The sequence below is a fragment of the Nocardia jiangxiensis NBRC 101359 genome, from assembly GCF_000308615.1.
Taxonomy (GTDB): domain Bacteria; phylum Actinomycetota; class Actinomycetes; order Mycobacteriales; family Mycobacteriaceae; genus Nocardia; species Nocardia jiangxiensis.
Genome location: NZ_BAGB01000053.1, coordinates 21,276 through 40,659, shown reverse-complemented (window position 1 = coordinate 40,659; position 19,384 = coordinate 21,276). Strand labels below are relative to the sequence as shown.

Genomic DNA, 19,384 nt, shown 5'->3' with positions numbered 1-19,384 from the left:
GAAGGCGGCCCGGCTACTTCGCGCTCGAACTACTTGCTCAGTGCGCTGCCCTGCAGCCACTGGTTCCACGGCAGGGTCCAGTCGCCGTTGTCCCACACCTGCAGCGCCGGGCCGCCGGTGTTGTGCACCTCGACCACGTCGCCCAGGACGGAGTAGTTGTAGAACCACTGGGCGTTGGTTTCGTTGAGATTCAGACAGCCGTGCGAGGTGTTCCGGACACCCTGGGCCGAGACGGTCGAATCCAGCTGGTGCAGGTAGATCCCGTCGGCGCTGATCTGGGTGGCCCAGTTGATCGCCTCCTTGTAGCCGAGCCGGGAGTTGACCGGCAGGCCGAAGGTGGAGGAGTCCATGATCACCGGATTGCCTCTGCCCATCACCGTGTAGTTGCCGGGCATGGTCCAGAAGTAGATGGTCTTGCCGTCGACGACCTGTGTGCCGCCCATACCCATCGAGGTCGGCATGGTGCGGATCAGTTTGCCGTTCTCGAACACCTGCACCTGATGGGTGTTGTCGTCGGCGATCGACACGTGCGAGGGGCCGATGGTGAAGGCGGCCTTGGAGTTCTCCTGCCCGTACAGGCCGTCGCCCAGTTGCGCGCCGAAGATGTTGGCCTGCACCGTCACCTTGGTGCCCGGCGCCCAGTACTTCTCGGGCCGCCAGTGCGCGTTGCGGTCGTCGAGCCAGTACCAGGAGCCCTGCACCGGTGGGTTGGTCGTGACCGACAGCTTCTTCTCCGCGGCGGCCTTGTCCGGGATCGACTCGTCGAAGTGCGCGACGATGACCGTCCCGACGCCGTAGGTCCCGCCGTCGATCTCCTTACCACCGGTGGTGGTCAGATACGCCTTGGTCTGATTGCTCGGGGTGAGCGTGGTGAACGAGGTCTTGGCAGCGGGGATCGGACCGGTCACCGTGACGCCCTGGGCGGCGACCGAATAGGTGTGGTTGTAGCCCAGCGGCTCGGAGGGCTTCCACGCCGTCTTGTCCGGGGTGTAGATCCCGTCGATCTGCTTGCCGTCCTCGTTGGTCATCGTGACCGAGGTCAGCTGTCCCTGTGAGGTGCTGACCTCGATCTTGCCCAGCGGGTCGACTTTGTCGCCGCCACCCGGGGTTACCGAGATCTTGGCCGCGGGCGCACTGGACGCCGGACTCCCGTTGGAGGACGAACTCGCCGAGGAGGAGCATGCGGCGAGCAGCGCTGCCGTCAGCGCAAGGCACAGCGCGACACCGCCCTTGCCCATGCCGAATCGGATGAGTTTGTTACGAGCCCCGCCCTGATACCGCACGCCTGTGAGGCTGTCGCTCCATACTGGGCGACCTGACATGGTGTGTCTCCTGCGCTTGCCCGTGCGCGCGCCGGGCCTTCGCCCCCGCTGCGCACCATCGCCGAACTGTTCGCGACCAGCTTACGGGGCGCGCGAGAGCGGCGGCACATCGCGGTGATTGCCGAATGTTTCCGGGTGCAGTTGTGGGGTACCCCGTTACCTTTGAGCGCACGCTCGGTGACACGGGGCTGGAGTGTCGGTCGGTTCGGTCCTCCCACGTCGTGCCTGTGACCCACTGTGGCATTAATCACGTCGTGTTCGTTCGGTGGCAAACGTCAATGTAACAGGCCGATAACGGTTTCGCAGACCGGGTTCGTCTCGACCGGCCGGTTGATGCCCTCGACCCGATTGCCCTACGTTTACTTCAGCGTGGTCGTGGGTATTCAGATGACCGTTGCCCGAAGAGGATGCCGTGCCCGAGGGTGCCCTCGCCGCGTGCTAGCAGGGATTGGAATATGACAGCGAACCTGATGATCGTGGAGGACGACGACCGGGTCCGCGACGCACTGCGACTGGCCATGGAGGACGAGGGCTACGACGTAGCCGAGGCCGAGGAGGCCGAGGACGCCCTCGAACACCTGCGCGACAACGGTGCGCCCGATGTGATGATCGTCGATCTGATGCTCGGCAACATGGACGGATTCACCTGTATCCGGGAGATCCGCCGGGACCACGACGTGCCGATCATAGTGGTCAGCGCGCGTGACGATACCCACGATGTGGTGGCCGCCCTGGAGGCCGGCGCCGACGATTTCGTGACCAAGCCCTTCGAGATCAAGGAGATCACCGCCCGGATGCGGGCGCTGCGACGGCGGGCGAATCAGGTGGTCGAGCCGCAGGCTCCCCAGGAACTGGTGCTCGATTCGGATCCCGAGGTTCCGCTGATCCTCTCGCCCGAGGCCGGCACCGTGCACCGCGGCGAGGAGGAGTTGCATCTCACCCTCACCGAATTCCGGTTGCTGTGCGAGCTGGCCGAGACGCCGGGCCGGGTGCTCTCGCGCAGCGTCCTGCTCGAAAGAGTCTGGGACCGCGGGTTTTTCGGTGACGAGCGGATAGTGGACGTGCATGTGCGCCGGTTGCGCACCAAGATCGAGCGCGATCCGTCCGATCCCGTCATCGTGGTGACCGTGCGCGGGCTCGGCTACCGACTCGATGTGCAGCGCTGAGCTGACTCGAACCACTGCCGAACTGCCGCCGCGTCGTCGGCGGGTCCTACCGCGTCGCCAGAGTCTGCGCGGACGCGCGGTCATCGCCTTCGCGCTGACCGCGGGCCTGGTCTCCTCGGTGCTCGCGGTCGCGGTGACGGTGGTGGACCGCGGCGTGTGGATGACGTTGATCGCCTGCGCGGTGTTCGGCACCGCGATCGGCGCGATCGTCGGATTGTGGCTGAGTCGCCGGTTGCTCGAACCGTTGCAGCGGGTCACCCGCACCGCGGCCAAGATCGCCTCGGGTGAGCTGGGCACCCGCCTGCCCGATACCGACGATCCCGACCTCGCGCCGACGGTGGACGCCTTCAACGCCATGGTGGATTCGCTGCAACGTCGCATCGATCGCGAACATCGGCTGGTCGGCGACGTCAGCCACGAACTGCGCACCCCGTTGACCACGTTGACCACCAGCGTCGGGGTGATGGTCCGGCACGAGGACGAACTGCCCGAGCGCTCCCGCCGGGCGCTGGGGCTGGTGCGGGCCGAACTCGATCATCTGCGCAGGTTGCTGGACGACCTGCTGGCGCTGGCTCGCGCCGAGGCCCGGATTCACCGCGCGGATGCCGAACCGTTATCGGTGCGCGAATTGCTGACCCACACCCTGAAGGAGTTGCACTATCAACCCGATTTGTTGACCGTCTCGGCCGATGCCACCGTCATCGGCCGCAAAATCGAACTCGAACGCGCTCTGGCGAATCTGCTGGAGAATGCCGAACGGCACGGCGGTGGCGCGGTCGCGATCACTGCGGGACCGGTGGGAGATGACGTTGTCATTACGGTCGACGATGCCGGGCCGGGTGTCGCACCGGAGGATCGTGAACGCATATTCGATCGTTTCGTCACGGTCCGCCGAACTCGCCGCTCAGGAAGCGGAACCGGGATCGGTTTGGCGCTGGTTGCGGAAACCATTGCCGCACATGGCGGAAACGTCGTTTGCAGTGATCGACCGGGCGGCGGCGCGCGCTTCGTCGTCACTATGCCGTTAAGTGACGAAACTCACTGAAAACAAACCTGTAACACGACCGTAAAGTAACGGACCGGGTTCCCTCAACGTTGGGTGGGAAGCCTATAGAGGTGATGCAGACACGAACGCGGAGCACCACTTTGAGTTCCTCGCATTCCGATGATGGCAGCAGCCGCCGAGCCCCCACCGATTCCTCGGTGGTGATCCGTTCCCCGCGAATCGGCGACGGTGCCGCGATGTGGCAGATCGCAGTGGATTCCCAAGTGCTGGACGCCAATTCGAGCTATGCGTATCTCCTGTGGTGCCGGGACTTCGGATCCACATCGGTTGTCGCCGAAATCGACGGCGACATTGCGGGTTTCGTCACCGGATATCTGCGTCCTGAAGCACCGGAGGTGGTTTTTGTTTGGCAGGTGGCGGTGAACCACGCCTTCCGCGGACGCGGAGTAGGCGTGGCAATGCTCGATCACCTGGTCAATGCTGCAGCAGAACAAGGTATTTCGACACTGGAGACAACGGTCTCCCCGGACAACGAGGCATCAGTGGCGATGTTCGCCTCACTTGCGCGCCGACGCGGCGCGGAAATGAGTCGCGAGTCGTTGTTCGCACCCGAAGACTTTCCGGACGGGCACGAACCCGAAGACCTGTACCGGATCTCGCCGCTGCAACACAGTGGCGATCACATCACGGAGGATCACCGATGACCACCGCCGAACTGACAATTTTCGAGTCGATGGAATCGAACGTTCGCGGATACTGCCGGGCGTGGCCGACATTGTTCGACACCGCTCAGGGCGCGTGGCTGCGCGACGCGAGTGGCCGGGATTATCTGGACTTCTTCGCGGGCGCGGGCGCGCTGAACTACGGGCACAACAACCCGGTCCTCAAATCGGCGCTGCTGGATTACATCGCGCGTGATGGAATTACGCACGGACTGGATATGTCCACCGTTGCCAAGCGTGAACTGCTCGAGACGATGGAGCAGGTTCTGCTGAGCCCGCGCGGCTTGGAGTACAAGGTGCAGTTCCCCGGGCCCACCGGCGCGAACGCCGTCGAGTCCGCGCTGAAACTGGCGCGTAAGATCACCGGCCGCACCACAATTCTCAACTTCACCAACGCATTTCACGGCATGACCCTCGGCGCGTTGTCGGTGACCGGTAACGCCGCCAAGCGCGCGGGCGCGGGAGTGCCTCTGGTGCATGTGAATCCGATGCCGTACGACGGCTATGTCGAGGGCGCGGACTTCACCTGGATGGAGCGCGTGCTGGATGACAACTCCTCGGGCGTGGAGAAGCCGGCCGCGGTCATCGTCGAGACGGTGCAGGGCGAGGGCGGCGTGAACGTCGCGCGGCACGAATGGCTGCGTGCGCTGGCCGACCTGTGCGCCGCGCGCGGCATCCTGCTCATCGTCGACGACGTGCAGATGGGCTGCGGACGCACCGGGCCGTTCTTCTCCTTCGAGACCGCGGGCATCACCCCCGACATCGTGACGCTGTCCAAGTCCATCAGCGGTTACGGCATGCCGATGGCGCTGGTGCTGATGCGTCCCGAGCTCGACCAGTGGGCGCCCGGTGAGCACAACGGCACCTTCCGCGGCAACAACCCGGCCTTCGTGACCGCGAAGGTGTCGCTGGAGCACTTCTGGAGCGATCGAAAGCTCGAGGAGAGCACCCTGGCGAAGGGCGAGCAGATCCGAAAGTCCTTCGAGGCGCTCAGCAGCGAGTACAAGGGAATCTCCACCCGCGGTCGCGGCATGGTCCAGGGTCTTGTCTTCGAAGATGCGTCGCAGGCGAGTAAGGTCTGCCGCATCGGCTTCGAGAAGGGGCTGATCGTGGAAACATCCGGCGCCGAGGACCAGGTGGTCAAGCTGCTGCCGCCGCTGACCATCACCGATGACGAGCTCTCGCACGGTTTGAGCATCCTCACCGACGCCGTGCACACCATTCGGGAAGGTCGCTGAAAATGATCGTTCGTACCACTGCTGAAATCACCGGTACCAGCCGCGATGTCGGTCAGGAACAGTGGCGCAGCAAGCGCATCGTCCTGGGCGGTGACCGGGTCGGATTCTCGTTCCACGAGACCACGATCCAGGCCGGCACCGTGCACGAATTCCACTATCAGAACCATGTGGAGGCGGTCTGGCTCGTCGAGGGCGAGGGCACGCTCCACGACCTCACGAACGACAAGACCTACGACTTGGCCCCCGGCACCATGTATCTGCTCAACGGGCACGAACGTCATCGCGTCGAGACCCGTACGCAGATGCGGATGCTGTGTGTGTTCAACCCGCCGGTAACGGGCCAGGAGGTGCACGACGAGAACGGTGTCTACCCGTTGGTGGCCGTTCCGGATCTGTAAGGAGGAATCTGCCGGATGACGTTGGCCGACAGCAGAATCGATCGCTACCCGACACGGACCCCGTCGCCGCAGGCGATGCTGGACCGGCTCGACCCCACGGTGTGGGGCGAGCCGGAGTCGGGGGCGCTCGAATCGTTGGCGAGCTTCGAATCGGACGGGTACGCGATCATCGACGAACTGCTCACGACCGCTGAGGTCGCGGACTTTTCCGCCGAGATCGACCGGCTCGCAAGTGATCCGGAGTTGCGACTGGATGAACGGGTGATCGTCGAGAAGAAGTCGAACCGCGTGCGGTCGATCTTCGAGGTGCACCGGATCAGCCCCATGGTGGCCGATCTGGTGCACGATCCCCGGGTCATCGAGCTGGCACGGCACGTTCTGGGTTCGGATGTGTACATCCACCAGAGCCGGGTCAACTACATGCCGGGTTTCGAGGGCACCGGATTCTATTGGCATTCGGACTTCGAAACCTGGCATGCGGAGGACGGGATGCCCGCGCCGCGGGCGGTGAGCCTGTCCATCGCACTGACCGACAACTACCCGTTCAACGGCAGTCTGATGCTGATGCCCGGTTCACACCGCACGTTCGTGCCGTGTCAGGGCGCCACACCGACCGACTATTACCGGGAATCGTTGCAGGAGCAGTGGATCGGTGTGCCCTCGCACGAGCACATCACCGAGATGGCCGAGAAGTGCGGCATCGCCCAGTTCACCGGTGCGCGTGGCTCGGCGTTGCTGTTCGATTCGAACATCATGCACGGTTCGGCCAGCAACATCACTCCGTTCCCGCGCTCGAACATCTTCCTGGTGTTCAACAGCGTCGAGAACGAGCTCGTGGCACCGTATTCCGCGCCGGCGTCACGGCCGACGTACATCGCGGCACGGGAATTCGATCCCGTTCGCTGATCTCGTCCCTCGAATGCCCCGTCGCCCTGGATATCTCGGGCGAGCGGGGCTTTCGGCTGTTCGGGGGCATCACGATTCGCCGCGTACCGGTTCAGAACAACGTCATCGGGGAGGTCTCCGGCGGCCGGGGCAGCGGTTCGAGTTCGGGTACCAGCGTGCGCATCTGCTCGTGGAAGCGCCGGGCCAGGGTCAGCGACTCGGCATTGTCGGGGGTGTGCACGAAGACCGTGGGGGAGCGGCCTTCTCGCAGCCAGTCGGCCACCACCTCGGTCCACGGCTGCCAGCCCGCGATGGTGGTCTCGGCGTCGTCGCGGCCGTGGTACCGCACGATCGGGAACTCGGTGAGCGCCCGATCGCGGCGGGGCAGGCGCGGCTTCTTGCCCCACGCCTCGCGCTCACCCGCGGTGATCGGGCGGGCGGCGAAAAGCGTTGTGGTGTCGAAGGGTATCCATTCCGCGCCGACGCGGTTCAGCACGTACTCCAGTTGTCCCGCGGCCCGCTCGTCGGTGAAGAAGGCAGGGTGGCGGACCTCCACGGCGCTGCGGTACTCGCGGGGGAGTTGGCGCAGGAATCCGGCCAGCACACCGAGATCGGTGGGCCCGAACGAGGCCGGTAGCTGCACCCACAGCGCGTGCACCCGCGGGCCGAGTGGTTCGATCGCGGTGAGGAACGCGTTCAGCTCGTGCTCCGCGCCGCTCATCCGGCGTTCGTGGGTGATGATCTTCGACAGTTTCACCACGAATCGGAACTCGGGCGGGGTCTGCCGCGCCCAGGATTCCACGGTCTTGCGCGCCGGAATCGCATAGAAGGTGGTGTTGGTCTCCACGGCGGTGCACCAACCGGCGTAGCCGCGCAAACGTTCCCGCGGATCGGGCTGCTGCTCCTGCCAGGCGGTATGCGTCCACTGCGCACATCCCACGGACAATCGCATCCCCCGACGTTAGCCAATGCCGGCGCCGACGCCGAATCCGGCGGGCGGGCCGGATCGGGCGGCGTCAGCCCCGCCCTGAGCCCGGCGGGGTCTGGTTCAGGGGCGAGTGAGCGCGGCGTAGCGCGCGATGTGCTGGTCGGTGGTGCCCCACTCGAACTGAATCGCGGTGAGCCGCTTGAAGAAATGACCGATCGCGAGTTCCTCGGTCATCCCCATCGCGCCGTGCAACTGCACCGCGGACTGTCCGAGGAAGCGGGCAGCGCGGCCGATCGTGGCCTTGGCCGCCGCGGCGGCGCGGGCACGTTCCTGCTTCGGCGCACCGAGCTTCAACGTCACCAGATATGTTGCGGCGACGGCTTGTTCGAGTTCGAAGTACATATCGACCATGCGGTGCTGGAGCACCTGGAAGCTCGCGATCGGCACACCGAACTGACGGCGCTGCTTGGCGTAGTCGACCGTGTCGGCAAGCACGCGGCGCATCGCGCCGATCGCCTCTGCGGAGATCGCCGCGATCGCCTCGTCGGCGGCCGTGGCCAGCGAATCGTCCGCTGCCCCTTCCGATCCCAGCAGTGCGTCGGCCGGAATGCGCACGCCGTCCAGGGTGATGTCCGCCGCGCGACGCTCGTCGATGGTGCGATAGGAGTGCAGGGTGAGCCCGGCCGTACCGGCCTCCACCAGGAACAGCGACACACCGTCCGCATCGGGGGTGCGTGCGGTCACCAGCAGGTGGGTGGCCAGCGGAGCGCTGGTCACGACGGTCTTGGCGCCGTCGAGAACCCAGTCGTCGCCGTCGCGGCGGGCGGTGGTCGAGACCTTCGCGAGGTTGTACCCCGAATCGGCTTCCAGGGCGGCCAGCGCGGTGATCACCTCGCCGGAGACGATGCCGCGCAACAACTCCTCCGCACGCGCCCCGCCCGCGCGCCGCAGCAGACCCGCGCCGACCACGACGGTGTCGACATAGGGTTCCACGACCAGCGCGCCGCCGAACGCCTCGGCGATGATGAGCGTCTCGATCGGTCCGCCGTCGAAGCCGCCGACCTGTTCGGGCAGCGCCGCGCCGAGAATGCCGACCTCGGTGGCGAAGGCGTGCCAGATCTCCGGCTGCCAGCCGATCCCGATCCGCGCTGCGGCACGACTCTTCTCCAGGTCGTAACGCGCCGCCAGGAATTCGGTGACGGTATCGCGCAGCAACTGCTGTTCTGCGGTGTATTCGAAGTCCATGATCAGATCCCGTCCGTCACAGGCCCAGGCCGGCCTTGGCGATGATGTTGCGCTGAATTTCGTTGCTACCGGCGTAGATCGATCCGGCACGGTCGTTGAAGTAGCGCAGCGGTGCGGCCGCCTGCCACTCGTGGCCGCTGAGGTAGCCGTCGGCGGGCGGGACGAAATCGGCCACCGGACCGCCGGGCATCGCCGCGTGCGGCTGATAGGCGCGCCCGCGCGGACCGGCTGCCTCGAGAATCAGCTCGGTGAGCTGCTGGCTCAGTTCGGTGCCCAGCACCTTCAGCGTCGATGCGGCCGGGCCCGGGTCCTTGCCGCGCGAAATCGCCGACATGGTGCGGTATTCCAGGATCTCCAGCACGTCCGCGCGAATGCGGATATCGGCCAGCTTGGCCGCGAACGCCGGATCATCCAGTAGCGCATCGCCGTTCGGGCCGGGCTGGGAGACCGCATGGGCGGCAAGGGATTCGGCCATCACCTGCAGGGCCGGGCCCATCGCGCCGCCGCGTTCGAAGTTGAGCAGATATTTGGCCACGGTCCAGCCGTCGTCGATGCGGCCCAGCACGTTGGCCTTGGGCACCCGCACCGCGTCGAAGAACACCTGGTTCTGCACCTGCTCGCCGGAGGTCATGACCAGTGGGCGAACCTGGATGCCGGGGGTGTTCATATCGATCAGCAGGAAGGTGATGCCCTGCTGTTTGCGTTCCAGCTTCGAGGTGCGGACCAGGGCGAAGATCCAGTTCGCCTCGGTGGCGTGGGTGGTCCAGATCTTGCTGCCGGTGACGATCAGATCGTCGCCGTCGGACACCGCGGCCATGCTCAGCGAGGCCAGATCCGAACCGGACTCGGGCTCGGAGTAGCCCTGGCAGAAGAACACCTCGCCGGTCAGGATGCCGGGCAGGAAGTAGTTCTTCTGCTCCTCGGTGCCGAAGGCGATGATGGCGTGCGAGACCATCCGGATGCCCATGGGCGAGAGCAGCGGAGCACCCGCGAGGGTCGCCTCGCGCTCGAAGATGTAGTGCTGGGTCAGGCTCCACGGGCACCCGCCGTGCTCCACCGGCCAGGCCGGGGCGGCCCAACCGCGGGCGTGCAGGATGTGCTGCCACTGCATGCTGGCCTCGTGGTCGGGGTACACGCTCGTCGCCAGGCGCCCGGCGCGGCGAGTTTCGGGGGTCAGATGCTCGTCGAGGAAGTCTCGTACCTCGTCGCGAAACGCCAGATCGGCGGGTGAGAAGTCCAGATCCACGAAGAACTCCTTGGTCGATAAGTGGAGCTCTACCTTCTCATTTGTCGGCCATCGAACGCAAATGGTCGTTAACTTAGCGAATTGCCATTGACATTCCACTGTGGAGGTAGGATCCTGATATCAAACATTCCACTTTGGAATATTGATATCGCCGAGAGGGACAGCTGATGGACATCACGTCCGGAACCCGCGCCGACGACGCCGAGCGGCAGCAGGTCGCCGATCTGCTGGCCCGGCACCTGGGCGCGGGACGCATCGATCTGACCGAATACGACCAGCGGGTCGCGCAGGTGTGGGCCACCGCGACGCGCGAGGATCTGCAACTCGTACTGTCGGATCTGCCGAATCTGGCGGCCGAGCGGCCCGCGGGCAGAGCGCCCGGGAACCAGGGGGCGCGCATCCCCATCTGGCAGCGCATCGAAGGTGCGGCCTGGCTCGGGGTGAGCGTGCTGTGCCTGGTCATCTGGGGTCTGATCTGCCTCGGGGTGGGCCGGTTCAGCTATCCGTGGCCGATGTGGGTGATCGGGCCGTGGGGTGTCGCGCTGGCGTTCCGGGCGCTGACCGGGTGGGAGGCGCGCGGCTGCCACAAGCGCGGTCTCGCCGGGTGAGTCGGGTCGATGAGCAGCACATCTGCCCGGCGTACCCGCGGCTATCGCACGGCAGCAGGTAGATTGGCGTGCTGTGCACCTGAAGAGCCTGACGCTGAAGGGGTTCAAATCCTTCGCGTCCGCGACGACACTTCGCCTCGAGCCGGGGATCACCTGTGTGGTCGGTCCCAACGGCTCGGGTAAGTCGAATGTGGTCGACGCGCTCACCTGGGTGATGGGCGAGCAGGGCGCCAAGGCGCTGCGCGGGGGCAAGATGCAGGACGTCATCTTCGCCGGAACCGCTGGTCGCGCGCCACTGGGCCGCGCCGAGGTCACGCTGACCATCGACAATTCCGACGGCGCGCTGCCGATCGACTACTCCGAGGTGTCCATCACCCGCCGCATGTTCCGCGACGGCGCGGGGGAGTACGAGATCAACGGCAGCTCGTGTCGTCTGATGGACGTGCAGGAGCTGCTGAGCGACTCGGGTATCGGCCGGGAAATGCACGTCATCGTCGGGCAGGGGCAGCTCTCGGCGATCCTGGAATCGCGTCCCGAGGATCGCCGGGCCTTCATCGAGGAGGCCGCCGGTGTGCTCAAACACCGCAAGCGCAAGGAGAAGGCGGTCCGCAAGCTCGAGGCCATGCAGGCCAATCTGGCGCGGCTGACCGACCTGACCACCGAGTTGCGCCGCCAGCTCAAGCCGTTGGGCCGGCAGGCCGAGGTGGCGCGGCGCGCGGCCACCGTGCAGGCGGATCTGCGCGATGCGCGGCTGCGCCTGGCGGCCGACGATCTGGTCGCCCGTCGTCGCGATCTGGAGAGTCAGCAGAGTAAACAGGCGTACGCCCGCGAACAGCAGATCAACGTGCAGGCCGAACTCGATGCCGCGAATGCCGCACTCGCACAACAGGAATTCCAGCTCTCCCGGCTGACGCCGGGCGCGGAGGCCGCCGCGCAGACCTGGTTTCAGCTCTCGGCGCTGGTGGAGCGGGTCAACGCGACCATTCGCATCGCCCGCGACCGCGCCCGCAACCTGACCATCGAGCAGCCCACCGGCACCGGGCGCGATCCCGAACAGCTCGAGGCCGAGGCCGCGCGGGTGGAGGCGCAGGAGGCCGAACTGCTCGAGGCGGTCGAGATCGCCACCGAGACGCTCGAGGCCGCCCGCGATCAGCTGCACGAGCGCGAACAGGCCGCCAAGGCCGCCGAACAGGCGCATCTGGCCGCGGTGCGCGCCATCGCCGATCGTCGCGAGGGGCTGGCGCGGTTGTCCGGGCAAGTGGACACGCTGCGGTCGCGGGCGCAGTCCGCCGAGGGCGAGATCGCCCGGCTCTCGACCTCGTTGACCGAGGCGCGCGCCCGGGGCGAGGCCGCCGGGGACGAATTCGAGCGTGTGCAAAGCGAATTGAGCGAGCTCGATGCGGGCGAGGAGGGGCTGGACGCGGCCTACGAGCATGCCGCCCAGGCGCTCGCGCAGGCCGAGGAGCGCGTCACCGAACTGCGTGAGCGCGATCGGGAGGCGAGCAAGAAGGTCGCCTCGCTCGGCGCCCGGATCGAGGCGCTGACCATGGGGCTGGCCCGCCGCGACGGCGCTGCCTGGCTCATCGAGCACCGAGCCGACGGGCTGCTCGGGCCGCTGTCGGGAATTCTGCAGGTGCACAACGGATTCGAGGCCGCGGTCGCCGCCGCGCTGGGACCGCTCGCCGACGCGGTCACCGCCGACTCCGGTGGCGCGGCACACGCGGCGCTGCGGGCGTTGAAGGAGGCCGACGGCGGTCGGGCCGCGGTGGTGTACGGCGGTGCGGCACTGTCGAATTCGGCCCCGACCGAGCTGCCCGCCGGGGCGCGGCGGCTGATCGACGTGGTGGACTGCCCGGAGAATATGCGCGGCGCGGTCGTGGCGTTGACCGCGGGCACCGTGGTCGTGCAGGATCTGCCCGCCGCGGCCGAATTGCTCTCCGCGCGACCGGAATTGCGGGTGGTCACCCGCGACGGCGATCTGACCGGTTCGGGCTGGCTGCTCGGCGGGTCGGATCGCGCGCCCAGTCAGCTCGAGATCCAGGCCGATATCGACGCGGCCGCCGCGGAACTCACGTCCTGGCAGCGCCGGGCCGAGGAACTCGAGGCGGCGTTGTCGGGCGCGCTGGCCGAGCAGACCGATCGCAAGGAGGCCGTCGATCAGGCGCTGCTGGCACTGCACGAATCCGATCAGGCGCTGGTCGCGATCTACGATCGGCTGGGCCGGTTGGGTGAGGCGGCCCGGCATGCGCAGCGCGAATGCGAGCGCCTGCTGACCCAGCGGGACGACGCCGAGACCGCGCGCGACGAGAACTCCGAGAAACTGGCCGAACTGGAGGATCGCCTGCGGCGCGTGGAATCCGAACAGTCCGGCCTGGATTCGGACTCCGACGCGGGAACCGAGACCGCCGGCCTGCATCGCGAGGAGGCCGCCGCCGCACTCGCCGAGGCCCGTGCGATGGAGGTGGAAGCGCGCCTGTCCGTGCGCACTGCCGAGGAACGTGCGGAATCGGTTCGGGGCAAAGCGGATTCACTGCGTCGCGCGGCTCGCTCCGAACGCGAGACCCGGGCGCGCGCCGAACGGGCCCAGGCCGCGCGTCGGCAGGCGGCCGCGGTCGCCTCGGTGGTCGCCGAATCCGCGGAACGCGTTGCCGCCGAGTTGGAATCCGTTGTCGCCGAAGCCTCCGCGCGCCGTGACGAACTCGTGCGCCGTCGCACCGAATGCGCCGGGCAGGTCGACCAGATCAAGGAGCGCTCCCGCGCGCTGACCACCCAGCTGACCCAGCTGACCGATGCGGTGCACCGCGACGAGGTCGCCCGCGCCGAGGCCGCGCTGCGCATCGAACAGTTGGAAGCGACCATCGGCGAACAGTTCGGCATGGCCCTGGATGCGCTGATCGGCGAATACGGCCCGGATGTGCCCACCCCGCCCTCGGCGCTGGAGTGGCAGGAGTACGAGCAGGCCAAGGAGCGCGGCGAGTCGGTCAGCGAACCCCAGCCGATGCCGTACGACCGGGCCACCCAGCAGCGCCGCGCCAAACGCGCCGAGAAGGACCTCACCACTCTCGGCAAGGTGAATCCCCTTGCGCTGGAAGAGTTCGCGGCGCTCGAGGAGCGCTACAACTTCCTGTCCACCCAGCTCGACGACGTCACCAAGGCGCGTCAGGATCTGCTCGACGTGGTCGCCGAGGTGGACGCGCGGATCCTGCAGGTGTTCACCGAGGCGTGGGAGGACGTGGAGCAGGAATTCGTCGGCGTCTTCGCCAAACTGTTCCCCGGCGGCGAGGGACGGCTCCTGCTCACCGACCCGACGGATATGCTCACCACCGGCATCGAGGTGGAGGCGCGTCCGCCGGGCAAGAAGGTCAAGCGCCTGTCGCTGCTGTCCGGCGGCGAGAAATCCCTGACCGCGGTCGCCCTGCTGGTCGCCATCTTCCGCGCCCGCCCCTCCCCGTTCTACGTCATGGACGAGGTCGAGGCGGCTCTCGACGACACCAACCTGCGCCGCCTGATCGGCCTGTTCGAGCAGCTGCGCGAGAAATCCCAGCTGATCGTCATCACCCACCAGAAGCCCACCATGGAGATCGCCGACGCCCTCTACGGCGTGAGCATGCGAGGCGACGGCATCACCCAGGTCATCTCCCAGCGGCTGCGGGGAGAGAACCTGGTGGGCGCCAACGGCTGAGGCCCTCGACGCGGATACCGATGCCGCCGTCGGGTGTCGTGGGTCTATCCGGCGAGCAGGGACTTCAGTTGGGCTGTACCGGTTTCGGTGAGCCAGGTGTCGAAAGTGCGTAGGGCGGGGTGGATTTCGCGGAGGGCGGGGATGTCTGCGTTCCAGCTGTCGCCCTCGCGGGTGAGTCGCCAGACGTTGTGGATCTGCGGGCCTCGCTCGGCGGCCTCCGATTCGGGAACCTCCTCGTAGCGCACCGGAATTCCGGTGGCCTCGGTGATCCTCGCGGCGGCTACGCGCATGGTGAGCTGATCGCCCGCCAGGTCCAGGGTCCGGCCCTGCAGGCGGTCCGGATCGGCGAAGGCCAGGGCCGCGACGGCGGCGATGTCGTCGACGGCGATCATCTGGACCGGGAGGTCCGCCGGGAACAGGTGTCGGTGCACGCCGTCGTGGATGCCGTCGACCGGGAGTCCCTGAGCCAGATAGTTCTCCATGAATCGCACCGGCCGCAGCAGGGTGTAGCGCATACCGCTCTCGGCGACGGCCTGTTCGATCCGGCGTTTTCCGTTGGTGCCCCATTGCTTGTCACGGGCGAAGGAGGCGACACCGGTGAAGACGAACTGTTCGACTCCCGCCGCGCGGGAGGCTGCGACGAGCGCCTCGCCGCGGGTCGTCTCCGCCTCGATATTCCAGCCATCCGGCCCGAAAGCGGCCGGTGGCACACCAAATACCGCGCGCACATCGGTCACCGCGGCGGCGATGGTGTCCGGTGCGTCGAAATCGCCGATCGCCAACTCGGCGCCGAGTTCGGCCAGCGCGCGTGCGGCCGGAGCATGCGGATCGCGCACCAGGGCGCGGACGGGGATGCCGTCGGCGAGCAATGTGCGTGCTGTCGCGCCGCCCTGTTTGCCGGTGGCGCCCGTGACGAGAATCCGATCGTGCTGCGAGGACATGGTCACCTGTCTCTTGTCGGTAGAATACGGGTTGGGCAACCCGTATTTCGGACGATACGAGTGCCCCGACCCGGTTCGCCAGGTCCGCGCAGAGGGGTGCCGTAACGAAATGACCGTCGTACCGCAGAGTTCCGGGCTCGCGGCGCGCGCCGATGCCCGGCGCAACCGGGCCCTGGTGCTGACCGCCGCACAGCGCGCCTTCGCCGATCACGGCACCTCGGTCTCCCTGGCCGAGATCGCCCGTCGCGCCGGTGTCGGCGCGGGCACCGTGTATCGGCACTTCCCGACCAAGACCGATCTGCTCGAAGCGGTGATGCAGCAGCGTATCGAGCGGATGACAGCGCGGGCGGCGGCGTGTCTGGCCGCACCCGACGTGGGCGAGGCGTTCTTCGCCTTCTGCGCCGAGATCGTGCTCACCTCGCCGCGCAGCCGGGCGGTCTGCGACCTGATCACCGCCGACGACGGCTGGCCCCGCACCCTCATGCGCGGTGCGGGCGACCGATTCCACCAGGCCCTGCACGCGCTACTCACCGAAGCACAGCGATGCGGTGCGGCCCGCTCCGACATCACCGTCGCCGACGTCTCCGCAATGTTCACCGGATGTGTTGCGATACAGCGCATTTCGGGATCCGATCAGGAACTCGTGAAGGCCGCCCGAATCGCCCTGGACGCACTGCGTTCCCCGGTGGCGCTCGCCGTGACGAAACCCGGCCACGACGATCCGATTCGTAACGAAAGTAATAACGAAACCGGGTCCGCGCCGCGTTGTCCGATGTGCGGTTCCGTCCTGAAGGCGACCGGCCTGGGCCGCCCCGCGCGCTACTGTTCGGCCGCCTGTCGCCAGAAGGCGCACCGCAGGAGAAATTCGGGCACGGAGCGGGCCGCGATCACCCATCGGTGAATTCGAATCCGAACAGGAATTCACCGGTATCTCGTTGTCCGGGAAGTGCTGCCGAATGTCCGGCGACATTGCTGATCCTGTTCGGCGCCTGCGAAGTACTGATCGGAATGAGCCTGTACACGAACAAGCGAATCGACTCGGCAGTGGAAAATCGTGAGCTGCCCGAGGAATCCACGGTCATCCCGGCCTCATCCGTACCGACCGACTCGTGAACAACCTGCGGGGAGAGCACATCGATCAACCCGTCCCGATGGCTCATCTGCGCCACTCGGACGGTGTACCAGTGCCAGCGAGCGCGTCACCGACGCCCGACGTCGGCTATCCGAGACCCGATGTGTGACTCATCACACTCGTGCCGACCACCCCCGCAATCACCGGCCGACAACCAACTTCTCACCATCTGCGACACCCGTTGCAGCCCAACGAGGCCCGAAAAGCAGGCCCCGACTCACCCGACGACACACTGAAGTTCCGGAGCGGGGCTCAGAGCAGGTCGCTGACGTCGTCCGGGACGTCCACGGCGTACTTGCGCAGTGTGTCCATCGGGACGACCTCGAGCGCGTTCTCGTGAGTCGCGGCCAGGATCACCGGGGCGGCGACACCGTCTTCGTGGGCGTGCAGCCAGCGCACCGCGACCACGCACCAGCGATCACCTGGTTGCAGTCCCGGGAAGTTGTTCTCCGGCCGCGGGGTGCTCAGATCGTTGCCGATCGACTTCTGGTGCTCCAGGAACTCCGCGGTAACGACAGTGCACACCGTATGACTGCCCAGGTCTTCGGGGCCGGTGCTGCAGCAGCCGTCCCGGTAGAAGCCGGTGAGAGGATCGGTGCCGCACTCCTCCAGCGGTCCCCCAAGCACATTTCGATCGGTCACATCGCCGATCCTATTGTCTCTGTGTTGGATTCGCCCCTGCTTCTGCGCCGTGACACCGAGACGAGCAGACCGGTCGGTAGGCGAACCGCGCATGTGTGGCAATTCCGGCGTGTCGTCCCGGCGTTTGTCGATCCGTGTGTTACCGGCCCGCGCCGATGTGGCTCGTGACGATCGCGCCGAGTCGAAACCTCAGGTCGAGAGTTTTGGATTTCCCGCCCGTCGCGCGGCCCTGCGGGTTCGTAGCCGACGTTCTGTAAGGATGGGGGCGTGACTGCGCAAGCTTGGATTCTGATCGCCGTGATCGCCGCCGTCCTGGTGGTGGCGCTCGTCGTCGCTGGATTCGTCCGGTACAAGCGCGGCCGGGTGACGCTGGCTCCCGCGACACCGGACAAGGAGGTGACCGACCGTTCTGGTGGGTACACCGCGTCCGGCGGATTCAGTTTCAGTCAGGGCGGCGCGGGCACGGGCACGCTGGCTCCGCCGGAGCCCGAACCGGTGCCGATCGAGCGCACCGATGACGAGGGACAACCGCATATCGGCGACGACGCGGCGATTCCGCGCGATTCGGTACGTCGCGGAATCACCGATGTCCGGCTGCCGGAACCCGAGGTCGAAGCGGCCGAGACGGCCGAGGCGCAGGTCGAAGCGCCCGAGGTCGCCGAGGTCGAAGCGCCCGAGGTCGAAGCGAAGCCCGCGGCAGCCGAAGGACAGCCCGGCGCCGAAGCATCGGTCGAGGCGGCTCCGACGGCCGAACCCGAAGCGGAGCCCGAGCAGGCCGCAGTCGTCGACGCGGCTCCGGCGCCCGCCGAAACCGCCGCTCCCGCACCGCAACTCGAGGAGATCGAACCCACCGCGGGGCGTCTGACCAGGCTGCGCGGGCGTCTGGCCCGCTCCCAGAACGCCGTCGGCAAGAGCCTTCTCGGCCTGCTCGGCGGCGGCGACCTGGACGAGGACTCCTGGGAGGAGATCGAGGACACGCTGGTCATGGCCGACCTCGGAACGGCCGTCACCGCGATCATCGTCGAACGCTTACGCAGCGAACTGGCCTCCCGCAGCGTCCGCACCGCCGACGAGGCCCGCGCCGCGCTGCGCTCGGTTCTGGTCGAGGCGTTACGCCCGGAGCTGAATCGCTCGATCCGCGCGCTGCCGCACGACGACCACCCCTCCATCCTGCTGGTGGTCGGCGTCAACGGCACCGGTAAGACCACCACCACGGGCAAGCTCGCACGCGTTCTGGTCGCGGACGGCCGCCGGGTGCTGCTGGGCGCGGCGGACACCTTCCGCGCCGCGGCCGCCGATCAGTTGCAGACCTGGGGTGAGCGCGTCGGCGCGCAGACCGTGCGCGGGCGTGAGGGCGCGGATCCGGCCTCGGTCGCCTTCGACGCGGTCAGCGCCGGCATCGATGACGGCGTGGACGTCGTCCTGGTCGACACCGCGGGCCGCCTGCACACCAAGACCGGCCTGATGGACGAGTTGGGCAAGGTCAAGCGTGTGGTGGAGAAGAAGGCCGCCGTGGACGAGGTGCTGCTGGTGCTGGACTCCACCGTCGGCCAGAACGGCCTGACCCAGGCACGCGTATTCGCCGATGTGGTCGATATCACCGGCGTCGTGCTCACCAAACTCGACGGCACCGCCAAGGGCGGCATCGTGTTCCAGGTCCAACACGAACTCGGCGTCCCGGTCAAACTCGTCGGCCTCGGTGAGGGCGCGGACGATCTGGCCCCCTTCGAACCCGGCGCATTCGTCGACGCTCTTTTGGGGTAGCTGTGTTGTTGGCCTCCGCTTCGCTCCGGCGGGTTCGCGGCCCCCGGAGTCTCACCGCTCGGCCCCGTGTCGGGCACTCGTTCCTCGCACCCGCCACGCGTCCGAGCGGCGAGACGGGCCGCGAACTTCGGTGTCGGCGTTGACCGGGGTATCAGAACCAGGTGTGCGGGATCGGTGGGGTAGCCGAGGTGTTCACTGGGCGTTGGTTCTGATTTCGGGCTCTGTATCGGACGGTGATCTTCACTTCCGATCGGAGTTTCGCCCGCATATCGGCTGAACTGCGTATTCATCGATGAGTTCCGCAGCGCGACACGAACCTCACAGCGATCCGGAAACGACTGTGTAGGAAACGAAACGTGGTAGCAACACGGGAAGCGCATCCGTTCACTCATGTGAAACACGGGGGCGGCACAGATGAAACACCGAATAGCGAACCTTCTGTGCAGGCTCGTTTGCCGT

The 19,384-nt window shown here is 67.0% G+C and carries 16 protein-coding genes; 10 read left to right on the top strand and 6 right to left on the bottom strand.

Features of this window, described 5'->3' with window-relative positions:
* Positions 1-29: 29 nt before the first annotated feature.
* Positions 30-1,238, bottom strand: a complete 1,209-nt coding sequence (locus ON40_RS23805) for a L,D-transpeptidase (protein WP_040826279.1) — start codon at positions 1,236-1,238, stop codon at positions 30-32.
* Positions 1,239-1,777: 539 nt separating this feature from the next.
* Here ON40_RS23805 and ON40_RS23800 point away from each other — a divergent pair.
* From ON40_RS23800 to thpD, 6 genes are all read left to right on the top strand, one after another.
* Entirely contained in the window at positions 1,778-2,488 is a 711-nt protein-coding gene (locus ON40_RS23800; RefSeq protein ID WP_040826278.1) for a response regulator transcription factor, read from the top strand.
* Positions 2,475-3,533 (top strand): HAMP domain-containing sensor histidine kinase, encoded by a 1,059-nt coding sequence (locus ON40_RS23795; protein ID WP_051193467.1) that lies wholly within the window; start codon positions 2,475-2,477, stop codon positions 3,531-3,533. Before ON40_RS23800 ends, ON40_RS23795 begins: the two co-directional genes overlap by 14 nt.
* Before the next feature lie 74 nt (positions 3,534-3,607).
* Complete coding sequence (ectA, locus tag ON40_RS23790) at positions 3,608-4,198, top strand: diaminobutyrate acetyltransferase (RefSeq protein WP_083895874.1); 591 nt, start codon at positions 3,608-3,610, stop codon at positions 4,196-4,198.
* Positions 4,195-5,454, top strand: coding sequence for a diaminobutyrate--2-oxoglutarate transaminase (ectB, locus tag ON40_RS23785; RefSeq protein WP_040826274.1), 1,260 nt, complete (start codon positions 4,195-4,197; stop codon positions 5,452-5,454). The genes ectA and ectB overlap by 4 nt, the downstream gene beginning before the upstream one ends.
* A 2-nt stretch (positions 5,455-5,456) precedes the next feature.
* Positions 5,457-5,852: an ectoine synthase gene (locus ON40_RS23780; RefSeq protein ID WP_040826272.1), complete on the top strand. Its 396-nt coding sequence runs from the start codon at positions 5,457-5,459 to the stop codon at positions 5,850-5,852.
* Between the two features lie 15 nt (positions 5,853-5,867).
* Positions 5,868-6,758, top strand: coding sequence for an ectoine hydroxylase (thpD, locus tag ON40_RS23775; RefSeq protein ID WP_040826271.1), 891 nt, complete (start codon positions 5,868-5,870; stop codon positions 6,756-6,758).
* Between the two features lie 91 nt (positions 6,759-6,849).
* Here the strand turns inward: thpD and ON40_RS23770 are convergent, their stop codons facing one another.
* The 3 genes from ON40_RS23770 to ON40_RS23760 all read right to left on the bottom strand — a co-directional run bounded on the left by ON40_RS23770 (position 6,850) and on the right by ON40_RS23760 (position 10,156).
* Positions 6,850-7,689 carry a DUF72 domain-containing protein gene (locus tag ON40_RS23770; protein WP_040826269.1) on the bottom strand — a complete coding sequence of 280 codons (840 nt, stop codon included), beginning with the start codon at positions 7,687-7,689 and terminating at the stop codon, positions 6,850-6,852.
* Positions 7,690-7,785: 96 nt separating this feature from the next.
* Positions 7,786-8,910, bottom strand: coding sequence for an acyl-CoA dehydrogenase family protein (locus ON40_RS23765; protein WP_040826268.1), 1,125 nt, complete (start codon positions 8,908-8,910; stop codon positions 7,786-7,788).
* 16 nt (positions 8,911-8,926) lie between these two features.
* Positions 8,927-10,156, bottom strand: a complete 1,230-nt coding sequence (locus ON40_RS23760; protein WP_040826267.1) for an acyl-CoA dehydrogenase family protein — start codon at positions 10,154-10,156, stop codon at positions 8,927-8,929.
* 167 nt (positions 10,157-10,323) lie between these two features.
* On the opposite strand from ON40_RS23760, the gene ON40_RS23755 reads away from it, so the two are divergent.
* Positions 10,324-10,764 carry a DUF1707 SHOCT-like domain-containing protein gene (locus ON40_RS23755; RefSeq protein WP_040826266.1) on the top strand — a complete coding sequence of 147 codons (441 nt, stop codon included), beginning with the start codon at positions 10,324-10,326 and terminating at the stop codon, positions 10,762-10,764.
* Positions 10,765-10,837: 73 nt separating this feature from the next.
* Positions 10,838-14,446 (top strand): chromosome segregation protein SMC, encoded by a 3,609-nt coding sequence (smc, locus tag ON40_RS23750; protein ID WP_040826265.1) that lies wholly within the window; start codon positions 10,838-10,840, stop codon positions 14,444-14,446.
* A 44-nt stretch (positions 14,447-14,490) separates the two neighbouring features.
* On the opposite strand, the gene ON40_RS23745 is transcribed toward smc, so the two are convergent.
* Entirely contained in the window at positions 14,491-15,387 is an 897-nt protein-coding gene (locus tag ON40_RS23745; RefSeq protein ID WP_083895871.1) for an NmrA family NAD(P)-binding protein, read from the bottom strand.
* 109 nt (positions 15,388-15,496) lie between these two features.
* On the opposite strand from ON40_RS23745, the gene ON40_RS23740 reads away from it, so the two are divergent.
* Positions 15,497-16,288 carry a TetR/AcrR family transcriptional regulator gene (locus ON40_RS23740; protein WP_040826264.1) on the top strand — a complete coding sequence of 264 codons (792 nt, stop codon included), beginning with the start codon at positions 15,497-15,499 and terminating at the stop codon, positions 16,286-16,288.
* 483 nt (positions 16,289-16,771) lie between these two features.
* On the opposite strand, the gene ON40_RS23730 is transcribed toward ON40_RS23740, so the two are convergent.
* A complete protein-coding gene (locus ON40_RS23730; RefSeq protein WP_040826261.1) occupies positions 16,772-17,161 on the bottom strand; it encodes a DUF2237 family protein in 390 nt (129 codons plus the stop codon).
* A gap of 267 nt (positions 17,162-17,428) precedes the next feature.
* Here ON40_RS23730 and ftsY point away from each other — a divergent pair, with 267 nt between their 5' ends.
* Positions 17,429-18,925: a signal recognition particle-docking protein FtsY gene (ftsY, locus tag ON40_RS23725; RefSeq protein WP_040826259.1), complete on the top strand. Its 1,497-nt coding sequence runs from the start codon at positions 17,429-17,431 to the stop codon at positions 18,923-18,925.
* Positions 18,926-19,384: the final 459 nt, after the last annotated feature.

Excerpts from the sequence above, each read along its gene's own strand:
- ectB (WP_040826274.1), top strand. The coding sequence starts at position 4,195 with ATGACCACCGCCGAACTGACAATTTTCGAGTCGATGGAATCGAACGTT.
- ectA (WP_083895874.1), top strand. The coding sequence starts at position 3,608 with ATGCAGACACGAACGCGGAGCACCACTTTGAGTTCCTCGCATTCCGAT.
- ON40_RS23805 (WP_040826279.1), bottom strand. The coding sequence starts at position 1,238 with ATGGGCAAGGGCGGTGTCGCGCTGTGCCTTGCGCTGACGGCAGCGCTG.
- ON40_RS23755 (WP_040826266.1), top strand. The coding sequence starts at position 10,324 with ATGGACATCACGTCCGGAACCCGCGCCGACGACGCCGAGCGGCAGCAG.
- ON40_RS23800 (WP_040826278.1), top strand. The coding sequence starts at position 1,778 with ATGACAGCGAACCTGATGATCGTGGAGGACGACGACCGGGTCCGCGAC.
- ON40_RS23740 (WP_040826264.1), top strand. The coding sequence starts at position 15,497 with ATGACCGTCGTACCGCAGAGTTCCGGGCTCGCGGCGCGCGCCGATGCC.
- ON40_RS23745 (WP_083895871.1), bottom strand. The coding sequence starts at position 15,387 with ATGTCCTCGCAGCACGATCGGATTCTCGTCACGGGCGCCACCGGCAAA.
- ON40_RS23795 (WP_051193467.1), top strand. The coding sequence starts at position 2,475 with ATGTGCAGCGCTGAGCTGACTCGAACCACTGCCGAACTGCCGCCGCGT.
- thpD (WP_040826271.1), top strand. The coding sequence starts at position 5,868 with ATGACGTTGGCCGACAGCAGAATCGATCGCTACCCGACACGGACCCCG.
- ON40_RS23765 (WP_040826268.1), bottom strand. The coding sequence starts at position 8,910 with ATGGACTTCGAATACACCGCAGAACAGCAGTTGCTGCGCGATACCGTC.
- ON40_RS23770 (WP_040826269.1), bottom strand. The coding sequence starts at position 7,689 with ATGCGATTGTCCGTGGGATGTGCGCAGTGGACGCATACCGCCTGGCAG.
- ON40_RS23780 (WP_040826272.1), top strand. The coding sequence starts at position 5,457 with ATGATCGTTCGTACCACTGCTGAAATCACCGGTACCAGCCGCGATGTC.